Raw genomic sequence first — 16,930 nt, forward strand, 5'->3', positions numbered from 1 at the left:
CTGGCCGCCCAGCGTCACGGTGACGGTCTGGCCCGCCTCCACGTTGCTGGTGGTGCCGGAGACCAGCTGATCGCTGGCCTTCTCGCTGTTGTCCAGAACGTTGTCACCGGCAAAGGGATTAACGGTCAGGGTCGGTGTTGCTGGCGTTCCAGGCGTTCCCGGTGCTGCCGGTGTGTCACCGCCTCCGCCTCCGCCGCGACTGGTGCCCAGTGCTAACCCCCCCAGTCCCAACAGGCCAACACCACTCGCCGTCATCAGGCCGGTAGAAATATTGCTGTTATCAGCCAGCAGGAGCGGCTCCACGTTATCCAGTGACTCAAATCCGGGCGTCACGGATGTTGTCGCTAAATCTGTTGCGCCTGCCGTCGTGGGAAAGAGTGCATGCTCTGGTGGGTTCACGCCATCATCAAAGACCAGTTCACTGTGGTCGCCTGCGGCATCGTCGAGGAAGAATTTTTTATAGCGAACGGAGCTTCCGTCACGCATCTGGACGATGAGATCGTCGCCCTGACGTTGGTATTGTACGACAGCCTCACGCGTACCATTAATGCGTACTACGCTCGGTTCATTAAGAGTGATCGTTTGCGTTAAGCCGCCGTCGACCTGAGACGTAAGCGTACCATTTGCACGGGAAATGATATCGACGCGACTTTGAGTGAGTTCTGCCATCTTGACCTTGCTCCACCAGAATATCTAATTAGCTGAAATGAAAACCATAAAAATAAGTTATGATTTTTCATTGACGTTTTTTCATGCTGTGTATCGGAAAACGTTTCAGCCTGGCGGAGGCGGCTTAAGCAAACAGGCGAAGCAAAAGGCAACTCCGCAAGTAGTGACTTTGGTTTTTTAACATTTGTATTAATCGATGCTCACAAATGGCAACATCGTGCAATCAATAGTTAACTGTCTGCGTTTAAAAATCAATCATAAGATGCAGTTTTATTTATGAATTAATAAAAATAACATTAGCAATTTTTGTGGTTTATGGGGGAGGAAAAAGGCGGAATGCATGTTATTTCATGTCAAAATATTGCTAAATATTTCCAGTAAATTGCAAAAGTGCCGGAAATGACTCTATTTTTTTGTTTTCTGGGTTCCTGCCCGATACTGAAATTCAGCTAAGCAATTCACATCACTAAACTGTGATGCAGATCGTTCCTGAAAGAGGGCCGGTGCCGGGTTTACCCGCGGGTTATGCCAGGAAAGTTCTGGAAAAAAAATTTGTCGCGGTAAAAGTCGGTACACTGGCCGCTGACAGGGCTGATAAAAGCGGTCCGGAAAACCTGTTAAACCTGTGTTCTCACAGCGTTTTGCAGCCAATTAATGCTACACTTTTCTGCTTTGCTACTGATGAATTAGGGCCATGACAGCATTGGATGCCGCAAAATCAACTCCCTCTGACCGCCGCCTGAGCGGGGGCACACGCATCATTTTTTTGATCAATGGCCTGGGAATGTCAGCCTGGGCGCCACTGGTGCCCTATGCACGCGATCGCTTGCATTTAGATGGTGCTTCCCTGGGGGCCCTGTTGCTGTGTCTGGGTATCGGTTCATTGCTCGCGATGCCGGTAACCGGCACGTTGGTAGCGCGCTTTGGCTGCCGTACAGTGATGATATTTTCAACGCTACTGGTGTTATGTATGATGCCGCTGCTCGCCACGGTGCAAACGCATCTTTTCATGGCCGCCGCGTTGATGCTGTTTGGTGCCGGACTGGGCATGCTGGACGTCGCCATGAATTATCAGGCCGTTGAAGTGGAAAAAGCGGCTGGCAAGCCGATGATGTCAGGCTTTCATGCTTTTTTTAGCCTGGGCGGTATTCTGGGTGCCGGGGCGGTCAGCCTGCTGTTGAGCCTGGGATTGACGCCACTGCTTTCCGTGCTGATCGTGATGGCCGTGATGATGGTGCTGTTGTTGTGGAGAATCCCCACCTTTATGAATCAGCGTTTGCACCAGCCCGATCAGCCGTGGCTGGTCATTCCACGTGGACGCGTCGCCTTTCTGGGCATGCTGTGTTTTATTCTGTTTTTAGCAGAGGGCGCCGTGCTCGACTGGGGCGCACTCCTGCTGTTGCAAAACCCTGTGATGACGACCGCGCATGCCGGGCTCGGCTACGCGCTGTTTTCCGTTGCCATGACAGTTGGGCGTTTTAGCGGGGATAAAATTATTCATCGCTTCGGCCGTTATCCTGTCATGTTGGTGGGCGCGCTGGCGGCGGCATCAGGAATGGCATTAGCGGTGCTCCTCCCATGGCCCGAAGCTTCATTGCTGGCGTTCTTACTGGTCGGCTTTGGATTATCGAATACCGTGCCGATGTTGTTCAATGCGGCAGGTAACCAGCATGATATGCCGGCTAACCTGGCGATTTCCGCCATGACAACGTTGGGATATGCAGGTATTCTTTCTGGTCCGGCGTTGATCGGGTTCATTTCTCAATGGATTAGCCTTAGCGGTGCGTTTTTACTCATAGCACTGTTATTGTTGGCTGTGGCTGTCAGTGCGCGCAACGTTGCGCGATAATTCAGGTATCTGAGACGCTATGTTGTATAAGTTTCCGCTGACATCCGGCAATGTCACTCGCTTTTTTATCGTATTTAATCTGGTGCTGTTACTGGCGCTAGGCTTTATGGTGCAAAACTCCGTCAATGCCTGGTTGACCGACAAACGTTACGCCATGGCGGATATGGCGCGAGATATTCAGAAACGTATTGATGCCTACCGTTTCGTTACCTGGCAGATTTATGAAAACCTGTCGACCAGTGCTGCCGGTACGCCTCCTGCCAGTAATCTGCAAGAGACGCGCCTGCGTCCGGATGTCTACTATCTGGAAAAAACGCGCCGCAAAACCGAAGCGCTGATTTTCGGGTCCCATGACAGCAGCACGCTGGATATGTCGATGCGAATGTCCAGCTATCTGGACACCTTATGGGGTGCAGAAACGCCGACCTGGTCCATGTACTTTTTAAATGGTCAGGACAACAGCCTGATCATGATCTCCACCCTGCCGCTGAAAGACATGACGACGCGTTACAAAGAGAATGCCATCAGTTCTCTGGTTGAGGCACGACGTGCTGAAATGCTGCAGCAGGCCAATGCGCTGGATGAGCGTGAAAGCTTTTCTCCCCTTCGCCATCTTGCCTTTCAGAACGACCACTATTTTACGTTGCGCACCACGTTTAATCAGCCCGGTCATCTGGCGACCGTGGTGGCATTTGATCTGCCCATCAACGACTTAATTCCCCTGAATATGCCGGTGGATAATTTCCAGCTGCGTCAGGATGCCACGCTGAATAACAACGCCAGCAGCAATCAGGACGATGTTGAAACTACACAGGTAGCCCTGGTCAATCACGATATTGAAATCGCCGCTGCACTACCCAGTACATCGCTACAGCTGGTTTACCGTGTGCCGCTCTTACGCCTGTTGCTCGACAGCGCACATAATTTGATGTGGCCCCTGCTGATTAACCTGGTGCTGTTTTTACTCTCGCTTAGCGGCATGTTGTTGCTACGTCAGCAGTCTCTGCGACCCAGTGAGAATCAAAGCGCCGAGCTGGATTCGCTCCGGGTGCTCAATCAGGAGATTGTGGCCAGTTTGCCCGTTGGCCTGCTGGTCTATGATTTTGCCAGTAACCGCACGCTGTTGAGCAATAAAATCGCTGAGCATCTTTTGCCTCACCTGAATCTGCAGAAAATCATCAATATGTCCGACCAGCATCAGGGCGTACTGCAAGCCACCATCAACAATGAAGTGTATGAGATTCGTCACGCACGAAGCGTGCTGTCTCCGCATACCCAACTGTTCATGATGCGCGATCAGGATCGCGAGCTGCTGGTGAACAAGAAACTGCAAAAAGCGCAACAGGTGTTAGATCGCAACCACCAGATGCGTCAGCAACTTCTGCATCATCTTGGTCACGCGTTAAATCAGCCGCTGGAAAAAATTGTCTCGCAGCTGGTGCACCTGAGCCAGCGAGAGAATGACGAAAGCGTGCTGGATATTCTGGATGAGAGCCAGTCACTGGCACGTCTGGTCGACGATATTGTGCTGCTGAATCGCCTTGAAGCGCACGACTGGTCGCCTGACGCCAGTGTGTTTAATCTGCAGGAACTTCTGGACGAAATCGCGCTGGAAAGCCTGCCACTGCTGCGTCGTAAAGGGTTATCGTTGGTGGTGAATAATCATCAGCCGAACGATGAAGTACGCTTTGGCGATCGCCGTGCCCTGCGCAAAGTGCTGACGACGCTAATGCACTATGCCCTGATCACCACGCGCTGGGGCAAGATTACCCTTGAGGTAAAAACCGCCGAACAGCACCCTGACCGCCTCTATATCGAGCTGGTGGATACGGGAGCTGGACTCACGATCGATGAACTGGCCAATGTCGATTTTCCGTTCCTGGGCGATACCAGCCAGGATCGTTATGGTCAGGCTTCGGGCATGGCCTTTTTCCTGTGCAAACAGCTGTGCAAGCAAATGGGCGGCAGCCTGGAAATCGTTGCTAAGGCGGACATTGGCACCCGATATAACATTCAGCTTCCGCTCACGCTTGAAGAGAAGCACGAAGACGATCAAGAGAAGATTCTCGAAGGGATTACCGCCCTGGTTGAGATTGCCGTTGAAGACGTGCACAAGATCGTCTGTCGCCATCTGGAAAACTGGGGCGCACGCTGCCTGACGCCGGATGAACGTATCTCAGGCCAGGATCACGATGTACAGATTACTGACGATCCCAGCAAACTCAGCGGCTGGGCTTTATTGCTGGCGGAGGATGAACCCGGCCATCATGCTTTAAACGACCAACAGTATCGCGTCAATTTCAATCTCAGCAATGCAATACTTGATGCCTTGCTGGCACTGATTGAGAAGCAATTGTCCCACGATGTGATGGAGGATGACACTGAAGATGACGCCGGCACGGCACTGTTAAGTGGAGGCTATTTCCAGCTGTTTACTGAGACAGTACCGGATGATGTAAAGAGATTGTATACTGAGTCAGCGATATCAGATTATGCCTCGCTTGCTCAGACAGCTCATCGCCTTAAGGGCGTGTTTGCTATGCTCAATTTGACACCGGGCAAACAGCTTTGTGAAGCGTTAGAACACCACATCAAAGTATGTGACGATTCAAACATTAAAAATACCACCAGTAATATTGACGCTTATGTCAATCAACTGCTGCAGCAAGGTAACCAATAAGATGAATAACTTGAATGTAATTATTGCCGATGATCACCCAATTGTTCTTTTCGGTATCCGAAAGTCTCTGGAACAAATTGAGTGGGTTAACGTTGTAGGTGAATTTGAAGATTCAACGGCGCTAATCAACAACCTGTCCAAACTTGATGCGAACGTCCTGATCACCGACCTCTCTATGCCAGGGGAAAAATACGGCGACGGTATTACGCTGATTAAATATATCAAACGTCACTATCCCGATCTGTCCATCATTGTTCTGACAATGAACAATAACCCAGCCATTCTGAGCTCGGTGCTGGATCTGGATATTGAAGGCATTGTCCTGAAACAGGGGGCGCCAACCGATTTGCCAAAAGCGCTGGCGGCACTGCAGAAAGGCAAGAAATATACGCCGGAAAGCGTCGCCAAACTGCTGGAGAAAATCAGCGCGGGCGGCTATGGCGATAAACGTCTGTCACCTAAAGAGAGCGAAGTATTACGCCTCTTTGCTGAAGGTTTCCTGGTGACCGAAATTGCCAAGAAGCTGAACCGCAGTATTAAGACCATCAGTAGCCAGAAAAAATCGGCCATGATGAAGCTGGGCGTGGATAATGATATCGCCCTGCTCAACTACCTGTCGTCCGTCAGTGCGACACAAATCGATAAAGATTAAGTCCTCAGGCGGTGCGTTTCGCACCGCCTCTTTTCCCTGCTACCCTACCCGCGTTTTCCTTACCCGCTCTGCATAAATGCCCAGCGTTGTTTTCAACACGTCTAAGGTCACCGGCTTAGACAAACAGTTGTCCATCCCTGCATCCATGCAGCGCTGTTTTTCTTCTGCCAGCGCGTTGGCGGTGACGCCGACTACCGGGAACACGTGCCCCAGCTGGCGCAGCCGCTGCGTCAGGCGATAGCCATCCATATTCGGCATGTTGACATCGGTAAGCACGATATCGATGTTATTACGACTGAGAACGTTTAACGCATCGACGCCGTCCTGGGCGGTCTTGACCTGATAACCGAGGGTGCCAAGCTGTTCTGACAGCAGCATACGGTTGATAGGATGATCGTCAACGATCAGTACCATAATGTCGTCATTATGAATTTTCTCTTCCACCGGACCGTCTAGCGCCAGGCCATCATTCACCTCCGCGTCAACCGTAATCCGGTAAATGCGCGCCAGCAGCGTGGGTAACTCATGCAGGGTTGCCGTGCTGTGGATCCAGCGTCCCGTCTGAGGCTCACGAGGCATGTCCACGTGCGAACCGTCAAAAGTGATAACCGCCCGCACTGGCGCGTGGATGTCGGGCACGTAATCTGTCAGCACCACATCATCACTGCCCGGCTGGGCCTGATATTCAGCAACCTGGATACCATGCTGCTTTAGCAGCCGTTCAAGGTACTGCGCCAGATATTCATTGCGCATCGCCAGCCAGATTTTCTTATCCTGTAAGCCGTCCAGCAGCGGAATGGAAGGCTGTTTACCGTTGTAGATCGGAATACGGACAATAAACTGGCTTCCCATTCCCGGCTCAGACTCAACCTCAATGTCACCGTCCATCATGTTGATCAGTTTTTCACAGATCGCCAGCCCCAATCCGGTCCCCTGGAAATTACGCTGTACGCCGTTGCCCACCTGGAAAAAGGGATCAAACAGTCGGGTCAACTCTTTAGCCGGAATACCCACACCGGTATCACGCGTGCGGAACGCCAGATAGCCTTGTGTGACATAGGCATGCAGAATAATACAGCCCGTATGGGTGAATTTAATGGCGTTATTCAGCAGGTTAGAAATCACCTGCTGCAGTCGCAGAGGATCACCATCAAGTGCCTGCGGAACATCGTGCTCGATATAGCAGTAAAGCGTCAGGCGCTTCTTCACCACCAGGGAGAGATAGTTTCCGACAATATGGGTGATTACTTCGCGCGGCGAGAAAGGTCGCGGCTCTATTTTCAACTGTTCCGATTCAATTTTGGAGAAGTCGAGAATATCGCTGATGATCTTCAACAGCAGGCTGGAAGAGTTATTCATCGCGGTCACCAGCGAGTCTATACCGCTCGGCAGCTGCCGCGTCTGCAGCAGATCCAGGTTACCAATGATGCCATACAACGGCGTACGAAGTTCGTGACTGACCGTTGCCAGGAACATGGATTTCGACTGGCTGGCCTGCTCTGCCGCGTGGGCCATTTCCTGTAAGGATTGCTCCATGCGCACGCGGGCGGAAACATCCACCAGCACACAGATCGCCACGTTTTCATTGCGGTAGCGGGAATGCACAAAGCTGATTTGCAGGTTAGTATTACTGCCCGTCAGGACATCAACAAAGTTAACCTGCTGCCCGCCGATGATCTCATTTAATCGCTTACGGTCTTCCTGCGTCAGCAGCGTCAGATAGTTGTGTGCCAACTCGTTACTGAGAATATTGGTACCATCGCTGGTGCGTAAAATGCAGATCCCTACCGGCGCTGAAGCGACAATTTTACGGTTAAACTGCTCGTGCTCTTCCAGCCGGTGTGCGTTTTCTTCCGCTGGCAAAAACATGCGTCTCTCAAACAGCCAAGCAAGCGTAAACAGCAGGATGGCGCTCAGGATATTCAGCAACAGGGCATTGATCATCATCAGTTTGAGCTGATCGACCAGCACATCGGTAGAGACCGACCACACCACGTTAAGATTCGACGGTGGCAACGGTTTTTTCAGCACCAGCTGACGGTAACCGTCAAGATAGCCAAACCAGGTTTTATCATCAGGCAATTCATTTAATGAAAAGCCCAAACCGCCTCGGCGCGAGGTCAGGAGCGGAGCGTAATTTTCATCCGTAATCGTTGCCGTGACGGGCAGGCTACCGGGCTGAATAAACGCATCAAGCTGGATATTTTGCTCGACGCCCAGCAGGGCCTGAAGTTTATCCGCCACGTAGATCGGCATGATAACAGAGAAGTTTCCTACGCCTGGCTGGGCGCTGCTGTTTACCCAGTAGACCGGGTTGCGACGCTCCTCTTCCGAACTGTTGCGGTAGCGCTGAAGGTTTTCCTGCAACAGCTTGAGGCTGTTATCGCGGTTAACGTTGTTACCAATAGCAAAATCCGCCAGACACTTGTTATCGCCACCAATGAGGAACACCCGGTTGAGCTCATAAGATGAGGCGAAATGACTCCTCCAGTAATTGATATAGTTGCTGAGTGAGTCCAGTGAGTTGCGCCAGGTCGCGCTCATGGCGGTGCAGTCATCACTGGAAAAAAGGGGGGTAAACTGCGGTTGAATCGTCTTTCCTGCCGTTGACCGATCCGAGGCTTCTCCCCCGGCGCTGGCGCTGGTGAGGTGGTTTTCAGCGATGAACTTAAGCTCGCGCATCTTGCCCGCTGAGAGGCGAACGTACCAGTCAATTGTGCCGTAGTTGCCAGCAAATTCCTGCCGTACCTTGTTCTCTTTATCGTGAAGTACGCTAATGATGTAGAAGGTGGTCAGCACCGCGCCCAGTAGCCAGATTAGCAGCGCCAACGCGCGAAACAGATAGCGCGAAATGCGAAGCGTCGTGCGGAAAGAGACTAGATATTTCAAAGGTAACTCGCAGGTGGCAAGGTTAGTCGCATCGTGGGATTTTTAATGCTCATACACTAGCTTTATCGCAGCAAAAAAGCCAGTCGGTGACGGGCACCCGGCGCAGTTTGGGACTATTTGCCCCTGAGGAAATCATCCTTTGCCAAACCTGCCGCAAAAAAAACGGCAGGTCGGGTGATCCCTGACCTGCCGTTGCTCTTAATGTACGACGCGCTAATTACTCATCGTCGTCCGCTGCGGGTACGTCATCGTCGTCATTGTCGACTTCAGGTACGATATCGTCATCCCCTTCCGCCACGCTGCCGTCGATGGAGTCCAGCTCTTCTTCTTCCACCGGCTCAGCCACGCGTTGCAGTCCAACCACGTTCTCGTCCTCTGCCGTACGAATCAGAATCACACCCTGGGTATTACGGCCCACGATGCTGACTTCAGACACACGGGTTCTCACCAGGGTGCCGGCATCAGTGATCATCATGATCTGATCGCTGTCGACCACCTGCACTGCACCAATCACCGGGCCATTACGCTCGGTCACTTTGATGGAGATCACGCCCTGCGTCGCACGGGATTTGGTTGGATACTCACTGTTCGCGGTACGCTTACCGTAGCCGTTCTGCGTCACGGTGAGAATCGCGCCCTCTTCACGCGGCACAATCAGGGAAACCACACGATCGTTTTGCGCCAGCTTGATACCGCGTACGCCCGAGGCCGTACGGCCCATGGCACGCACGGCAGATTCGGCGAAGCGAACCACTTTACCGGCGGCCGAGAACAGCATCGCCTCGTCGTTACCGTTGGTCAGCGCTACGCCAATCAGCTCGTCATCATCGCGCAGGTTAATGGCGATGATACCGGCGCTGCGTGGACGGCTGAACTCCTGCAGACCGGTTTTCTTCACCGTGCCGCTCGCGGTTGCCATAAAGATATTGAAGCCTTCGGTGTATTCGCGCACAGGTAGAATCGCCGTGATACGTTCATTCGCTTCAAGCGGCAACAGGTTGACGATTGGACGTCCACGTGCCCCACGGCTGGCTTCCGGCAGCTGGTAAACCTTCATCCAGTAGAGTCGGCCACGGCTGGAGAAGCACAGAATCGTATCGTGGGTGTTTGCCACCAACAGACGATCGATAAAATCTTCTTCTTTAATGCGGGCGGCAGACTTGCCTTTGCCACCGCGACGCTGCGCTTCGTAATCGCTCAGCGGCTGATATTTTACATAGCCCTGATGCGACAGCGTGACGACCACATCTTCCTGATTGATCAGGTCCTCGATGTTGATGTCTGCGCTGTTCGCAGTGATTTCCGTGCGGCGCTCATCGCCGAACTGATCGCGCATCAGTTCCAGCTCTTCGCGAATGACTTCCATCAGGCGCTCAGAACTTCCCAGGATGTGGAGCAACTCCGCAATTTGATCCAGAAGCTGTTTGTATTCATCCAGCAGCTTTTCATGCTCAAGCCCGGTCAGTTTCTGTAAACGTAAGTCCAGAATGGCCTGAGCCTGCTGTTCAGTCAGGTAATATTTACCCTCACGAATACCAAACTGCGCTTCCAGCCACTCTGGGCGGGCAGCATCATCACCGGCACGCTCCAGCATGGCAGACACGTTGCCCAGATCCCAGGATTGTGCGATCAGGCCCGCTTTCGCTTCGGCAGGCGTGGGCGCACGGCGGATCAGCTCAATGATCGGATCGATGTTAGCCAGCGCAATCGCCAGGCCTTCAAGGATATGCGCACGATCGCGAGCTTTGCGCAGTTCAAAAATAGTACGACGCGTGACCACTTCACGACGATGGCGAACGAAGGCTTCCAGAATCTCCTTCAGTGCCATAATCTTCGGCTGGCCCTGATGCAGCGCCACCATGTTGATACCGAAAGAGGTTTGCAACTGAGTCAGTGAATAGAGGTTGTTGAGGACGACTTCACCAACCGCATCACGCTTGATTTCAATGACAATACGCATGCCGTCTTTATCAGACTCATCACGCAGCGCACTGATGCCTTCAACGCGTTTTTCTTTCACCAGCTCGGCGATTTTCTCAATCAGGCGCGCTTTGTTCACCTGATACGGCAGTTCGTGAATGATGATGGTTTCACGCCCGGTTTTGGCGTCCACTTCCACTTCACCACGGGCACGGATATACACTTTACCGCGACCGGTGCGATAGGCTTCTTCAATGCCGCGACGACCGTTAATGATGGCCGCTGTCGGGAAGTCAGGCCCCGGAATATGCTCCATCAGCCCTTCGATGCTGATGTTTTCATCTTCGATATAGGCGAGGCAGCCGTTGATCACTTCACGCAGGTTGTGCGGTGGAATGTTGGTTGCCATGCCGACTGCGATACCGGACGAACCGTTTACCAGCAGGTTAGGAATTTTGGTGGGCAGAACTTCAGGGATCTGCTCGGTGCCGTCGTAGTTCGGAACGAAATCAACGGTCTCTTTTTCCAGGTCAGCTAACAGGTCGTGGGCGATTTTGGACATGCGCACTTCGGTATAACGCATCGCCGCAGCGGAGTCGCCGTCGATGGATCCGAAGTTGCCTTGACCGTCCACCAGCATGTAACGCAGGGAGAAAGGCTGGGCCATACGTACAATGGTGTCATAAACGGCAGAATCACCATGGGGGTGATATTTACCGATAACGTCACCGACGACGCGGGCAGATTTTTTATAGGGTTTGTTCCAGTCATTACCCAGTTCGCTCATCGCGTATAGTACGCGGCGATGTACTGGCTTCAGGCCATCACGCACATCGGGTAAAGCTCGGCCAACGATGACCGACATGGCGTAATCGAGGTAAGAATTTTTTAACTCTTCTTCGATATTAACCGGTGTAATTTCTCTCGCAAGGTCGCTCATGGAGCCGCTATCCCTCTACTAATCCCGGATTTTAAAGGTGCGAAAGTATATCACAGAGCAATTCGCTGGTGAACGTTAACCACCTTATTAAGGTGCTTTTCCTCAAGTTGATAAGGTGCGTCAGAGTCAGTTAAGCGTTTATACTGATGTCACGTTTTGTCAGGAGTCACGATTCAATGAATGCACAACCACAGAATCATCAGCACAATGTCGATGCACAGGAAATTGCCAAGTTTGAGGCCGTTGCCTCGCGCTGGTGGGATCTGGAGGGCGAATTTAAACCGCTGCACCGTATTAACCCTCTGCGGCTGGGCTATATTGCGCAACACAGCAACGGGCTGTTCGGCAAGAAAGTCCTGGATGTTGGCTGTGGCGGCGGCATCCTGGCCGAAAGCATGGCGCGGGAAGGCGCGGTGGTCACCGGGCTGGATATGGGTGCCGAACCGCTGGAAGTGGCGCGTCTGCATGCCCTGGAGAGCGGCGTCACGCTCAGCTATGTGCAACAGACGGTTGAAGAGCACGCCAGCGCGCATGCGGGCGAATACGATGTGGTGACCTGCATGGAGATGCTGGAACATGTGCCCGATCCGCGTTCGGTGGTGCATGCCTGCGCGCAGTTGGTGAAACCCGGCGGTGAGGTGTTCTTTTCTACCATTAACCGTAATCCCAAAGCCTGGCTGATGGCCATTTTTGGTGCTGAGTATGTGCTGCGCATGGTGCCGCGCGGCACGCATGATGTGAAAAAATTTATCCGCCCTTCCGAACTGCTGGGCTGGGTCGATGAAACACCGCTTCGTGAGCGCAATATGATTGGCCTGCACTACAACCCCATCACCGATAAGTTTCGTCTGGGTAACGGTGTGGATGTGAACTACATGATACACACGCATCACGGCGACGCCTGATAAACCTGCAGCGTGCGGCTGTGCCCTGCCCACGCTGCTGTCATCCTGTTGTCATCTGCGCAGGTTAGCGTTTCAGAGGGGCGGATCCAGGCCATTGGCTGAGACAGTATCTGCACGTTTTGCTCTCCCGCGCTGAGGTGTTGGAAAAGTTAGCGCAATGTTTGAAAAATCAGCGGTCGATCATAAATTGCAATATTTTCTCTGAATGGTTGACACGACCTGCGGCCTTACGAGACGCGGCTTAAGAAAACCCTCAGAAAATACAACCCCCGCAGACATCATTTTTTCCTCTTGTTAAGCGCCAGCAAAATACTAGAATAAGCCTCCATATTGTTATGCATATCGTCAACAACCCCAAGATGTAGTGTTTATCCACAACATTATTCACAATGAATATGCTGTGTATAAATCGGGATTTCTTTTAATTATTGGATACTCACGCAAAGGTAAAAACGCGACATGAACCAAAGTCTGCTCGTTACTAAACGCGATGGCCGCCAGGAGCGCATTGATCTCGACAAAATTCACCGTGTCCTCGACTGGGCGGCCGAAGGGCTGAACAATGTGTCGGTTTCACAGGTAGAGCTGCGTTCCCACATTCAGTTTTATGATGGCATCAAAACGTCTGACATCCATGAAACGATCATCAAGGCCGCTGCAGACCTTATTTCTCGCGATGCCCCTGACTATCAATACCTTGCTGCCCGACTGGCAATCTTCCACCTGCGTAAAAAAGCTTACGGTCAGTTTGAACCGCCCGCGCTGTACGATCAGGTTGTTAAGATGGTCGATCTGGGCAAGTACGATCGCCATCTGCTGGAAGACTACAGCCGTGAAGAGTTCGAGCAGATGGATGGCTTTCTCGACCACTGGCGCGATATGAATTTCTCCTACGCGGCCGTGAAGCAGTTAGAAGGCAAATACCTGGTTCAGAACCGCGTTTCCGGTGAGATCTACGAAAGTGCCCAGTTCCTGTATATCCTGGTCGCCGCCTGCCTGTTCTCAGGTTATCCGCGCGATACGCGTATGGATTACATCAAGCGTTTCTACGATGCGATCTCGACCTTCAAAATCTCGCTGCCAACGCCCATCATGTCGGGAGTGCGTACGCCTACTCGTCAGTTCAGCTCCTGCGTGCTGATTGAGTGCGGCGACAGCCTGGATTCGATCAATGCCACCTCCAGCGCCATTGTGAAATACGTTTCTCAGCGCGCGGGCATTGGTATCAACGCCGGACGTATCCGCGCGCTGGGCAGCCCTATCCGTGGTGGCGAAGCATTCCACACGGGCTGTATCCCGTTCTATAAGCACTTCCAGACTGCGGTGAAATCCTGTTCGCAGGGCGGCGTTCGTGGCGGCGCAGCCACGCTGTTCTACCCAATGTGGCACCTGGAAGTCGAAAGCCTGTTAGTGCTGAAAAACAACCGTGGCGTTGAAGGCAACCGCGTGCGTCATATGGACTATGGCGTGCAGCTCAACAAAATGATGTATCAGCGTCTGCTTAAAGGCGAAGACATCACGCTGTTCAGCCCGTCAGACGTGCCTGGCCTGTACGATGCCTTCTTTGCCGATCAGGATGAGTTTGAGCGCCTCTACACCAAATATGAAAAAGACAGCAGCATTCGCAAGCAGCGAGTGAAAGCCGTGGATCTGTTCTCGCTGATGATGCAGGAACGCGCCTCAACGGGCCGTATCTACATCCAGAACGTCGATCACTGCAACACACACAGCCCGTTTGACGCCAGCATCGCGCCGGTTCGCCAGTCTAACCTGTGTCTGGAAATTGCGCTGCCGACCAAGCCGCTGAGCGACGTCAACGACGAGAACGGTGAAATCGCGCTGTGTACGCTTTCAGCGTTCAACCTGGGCGCCATTGACAGCCTGGACGATCTGGAAGAGCTGGCGACCCTGGCGGTACGTGCGCTGGATGCCCTGCTCGATTATCAGGATTACCCGATTCCTGCCGCACAACGCGGTGCGATGGGCCGTCGCACGCTGGGTATTGGCGTGATTAATTTTGCTTACTACCTGGCGAAGCACGGCGTGCGTTACTCCGACGGCAGCGCCAACGGCCTGACGCACAAAACCTTTGAAGCCATTCAGTATTACCTGCTGAAAGCCTCAAACGAGCTGGCGAAAGAGCAAGGTGCCTGCCCGTGGTTTAATGAAACCACCTATGCGCAGGGCGTACTGCCGATCGACACCTACAAGAAAGATCTGGATGCGATTTGCAATGAGCCGCTGCACCTGGACTGGGAAACCCTGCGTGAGCAGATTAAAACCCACGGTCTGCGTAACTCAACGCTTTCTGCGCTGATGCCGTCTGAAACCTCATCGCAGATTTCAAACGCCACCAATGGTATTGAGCCGCCGCGTGGTCATATCAGCATCAAGGCATCCAAAGACGGTATTCTGCGTCAGGTGGTGCCGGAGTATGAGCGTCTTAAAGATCAGTACGAACTGCTGTGGGATATGCCCTCCAACGACGGTTACCTGCAGCTGGTTGGCGTGATGCAGAAATTTATCGATCAGGCGATTTCGTCTAACACCAACTACGATCCGTCACGCTTCCCGAATGGCAAAGTGCCGATGAAGCAGTTACTGAAAGATCTGCTGACCGCCTATAAGTTCGGCGTGAAGACGCTCTATTATCAAAACACCCGTGATGGTGCGGAAGATGCGCAGGATGATCTGGCACCTTCTATTCAGGATGATGGCTGCGAAAGCGGCGCCTGTAAGATCTGACGGTCGGGCGGGAGCCATTCCCGCCCACATTTTCCCGCGAGGCCGGTGCTGAGCCTCGTCTACATTGGACAGTTTTTTATGGCTTACTCCACTTTTTCTCAGAATAAAAATGACCAGTTGAAAGAGCCGATGTTTTTCGGTCAGTCCGTTAACGTGGCCCGTTTTGACCAGCAGAAATACGATATCTTTGAAAAGCTGATCGAAAAGCAGCTTTCGTTCTTCTGGCGTCCTGAAGAGGTCGATGTTTCACGCGATCGTATCGATTACCAGGCCCTGCCCGATCACGAAAAACACATTTTTATCAGCAACCTGAAATATCAGACGCTGCTGGACTCCATTCAGGGACGCAGCCCGAACGTGGCGCTGCTGCCGCTGATCTCCATTCCTGAGCTGGAAACCTGGATCGAAACCTGGGCATTCTCAGAGACGATCCACTCACGCTCCTACACCCACATCATTCGTAACATCGTAAACGACCCGGCGGTGGTGTTTGACGATATCGTGACCAACCAGCAGATTCTGGCACGTGCTCAGGATATCTCGCAGTACTACGATGATCTGATTGAGATGACCAGCTACTGGCATCTGTTAGGTGAAGGCACCCATCAGGTTAACGGTAAGTCCGTCACCGTCAGCCTGCGTGCCCTGAAAAAGCAGTTGTACATCTGTCTGATGAGCGTCAACGCGCTGGAAGCCATCCGTTTCTATGTCAGCTTTGCCTGCTCGTTTGCGTTTGCCGAGCGTGAGCTGATGGAAGGCAATGCGAAAATCATCAAGCTGATTGCCCGCGACGAAGCCTTACATCTGACCGGTACTCAGCACATGCTAAACCTGCTGCGCACTGGCGAAGACGATCCTGAGATGAAAGAGATCGCCGCCGAATGTCGTGAAGAGTGTTTTGAACTGTTCAAAAAAGCGGCACTGCAGGAAAAAGAGTGGGCGGAATACCTGTTCAGCGGCGGTTCGATGATCGGCCTGAACAAAGATATCCTGTGTCAGTATATTGAATACATTACCAATATTCGTATGCAGGCGGTTGGCCTCGATCTGCCTTTCGAAACGCGTTCTAACCCGATTCCCTGGATCAACGCCTGGCTGGTGTCGGACAACGTTCAGGTGGCACCGCAGGAAGTGGAAGTCAGCTCCTATCTGGTCGGTCAGATTGACTCCGAAGTGGGCGAAAACGACTTCGACGATTTCCAGTTGTAATGATGAGCCGTTCCGTTGTTATTCTGCGCAGTTCCGGTACCCGACTGGAGGGCGCAGACGATCACCCTAACCTGCTGACGATGCTGGAAGCCAACAACCTGTGTGTTGAATTCCAGTGCCGTGAGGGCTATTGCGGCTCCTGCCGGATGCGGCTACTGAGCGGCGAAGTCGACTACGCGGAAAAGCCGCTGGCGTTTATTGAGCAGGGCGAGATCCTGCCCTGCTGCTGTAAGGCGAAGGGCGAGATCGAGCTTGAACTCTAGGCTCGCATCTCAGGCAGTTAAAAAACCGTCATTCCAACCGAATGGCGGTTTTTTTTCTGGCGCTGGCTCAGGGAATACGGGCAATCACCTTGATTTCAAAATCGAAGCCTGCCAGCCAGGTGAGATCAACAACGCCACGTCCGCAGCATAAAACCGTCAGCGCGCGCCGCTTAACGGTTTGTCGGCGCTGTCATAAGACAGGCTGGGCG

Annotated in this window: 10 protein-coding genes; 7 read left to right on the forward strand and 3 right to left on the reverse strand. The window is 52.7% G+C overall.

Features of this window, described 5'->3' with window-relative positions:
• A partial coding sequence (locus DFO57_RS22905) for a BapA prefix-like domain-containing protein (RefSeq protein ID WP_233255866.1) occupies nt 1-669 on the reverse strand: 669 nt, incomplete at its 3' end.
• A 694-nt stretch (nt 670-1,363) separates the two neighbouring features.
• Between DFO57_RS22905 and DFO57_RS14030 the strand changes: the two genes are divergently transcribed.
• Genes DFO57_RS14030 through rcsB form a run of 3 tightly spaced genes read left to right on the forward strand, consistent with a single transcriptional unit; the run spans nt 1,364 to nt 5,850 of the window.
• Nucleotides 1,364-2,518 (forward strand): MFS transporter, encoded by a 1,155-nt coding sequence (locus DFO57_RS14030; RefSeq protein ID WP_014594154.1) that lies wholly within the window; start codon nt 1,364-1,366, stop codon nt 2,516-2,518.
• 19 nt (nt 2,519-2,537) lie between these two features.
• On the forward strand, nt 2,538-5,198 hold the full coding sequence (gene rcsD / locus DFO57_RS14035; protein ID WP_110015441.1) for a phosphotransferase RcsD: 2,661 nt from the start codon (nt 2,538-2,540) through the stop codon (nt 5,196-5,198).
• A 1-nt stretch (nt 5,199) separates the two neighbouring features.
• Entirely contained in the window at nt 5,200-5,850 is a 651-nt protein-coding gene (gene rcsB / locus DFO57_RS14040) for a response regulator transcription factor RcsB (RefSeq protein ID WP_014605387.1), read from the forward strand.
• Between the two features lie 39 nt (nt 5,851-5,889).
• Here the strand turns inward: rcsB and rcsC are convergent, their stop codons facing one another.
• Both rcsC and gyrA read right to left on the reverse strand, forming a co-directional pair.
• Nucleotides 5,890-8,739, reverse strand: coding sequence for a two-component system sensor histidine kinase RcsC (gene rcsC, locus DFO57_RS14045; protein WP_014605386.1), 2,850 nt, complete (start codon nt 8,737-8,739; stop codon nt 5,890-5,892).
• A gap of 217 nt (nt 8,740-8,956) precedes the next feature.
• Nucleotides 8,957-11,599 (reverse strand): DNA topoisomerase (ATP-hydrolyzing) subunit A, encoded by a 2,643-nt coding sequence (gene gyrA / locus DFO57_RS14050; protein WP_019105996.1) that lies wholly within the window; start codon nt 11,597-11,599, stop codon nt 8,957-8,959.
• A 176-nt stretch (nt 11,600-11,775) separates the two neighbouring features.
• On the opposite strand from gyrA, the gene ubiG reads away from it, so the two are divergent.
• The 4 genes from ubiG to yfaE all read left to right on the forward strand — a co-directional run bounded on the left by ubiG (nt 11,776) and on the right by yfaE (nt 16,721).
• Nucleotides 11,776-12,504, forward strand: a complete 729-nt coding sequence (gene ubiG, locus DFO57_RS14055; protein WP_029569021.1) for a bifunctional 2-polyprenyl-6-hydroxyphenol methylase/3-demethylubiquinol 3-O-methyltransferase UbiG — start codon at nt 11,776-11,778, stop codon at nt 12,502-12,504.
• A gap of 459 nt (nt 12,505-12,963) precedes the next feature.
• Nucleotides 12,964-15,249, forward strand: a complete 2,286-nt coding sequence (gene nrdA / locus DFO57_RS14060) for a class 1a ribonucleoside-diphosphate reductase subunit alpha (protein WP_013026495.1) — start codon at nt 12,964-12,966, stop codon at nt 15,247-15,249.
• A 78-nt stretch (nt 15,250-15,327) separates the two neighbouring features.
• Nucleotides 15,328-16,458, forward strand: coding sequence for a class Ia ribonucleoside-diphosphate reductase subunit beta (gene nrdB / locus DFO57_RS14065; RefSeq protein WP_014594159.1), 1,131 nt, complete (start codon nt 15,328-15,330; stop codon nt 16,456-16,458).
• A gap of 2 nt (nt 16,459-16,460) precedes the next feature.
• Nucleotides 16,461-16,721, forward strand: a complete 261-nt coding sequence (yfaE, locus tag DFO57_RS14070; protein WP_014605383.1) for a class I ribonucleotide reductase maintenance protein YfaE — start codon at nt 16,461-16,463, stop codon at nt 16,719-16,721.
• Nucleotides 16,722-16,930 lie beyond the last annotated feature (209 nt).

It is taken from the genome of Pantoea sp. AG702, from assembly GCF_003182295.1.
GTDB classification, from domain to species: domain Bacteria; phylum Pseudomonadota; class Gammaproteobacteria; order Enterobacterales; family Enterobacteriaceae; genus Pantoea; species Pantoea ananatis.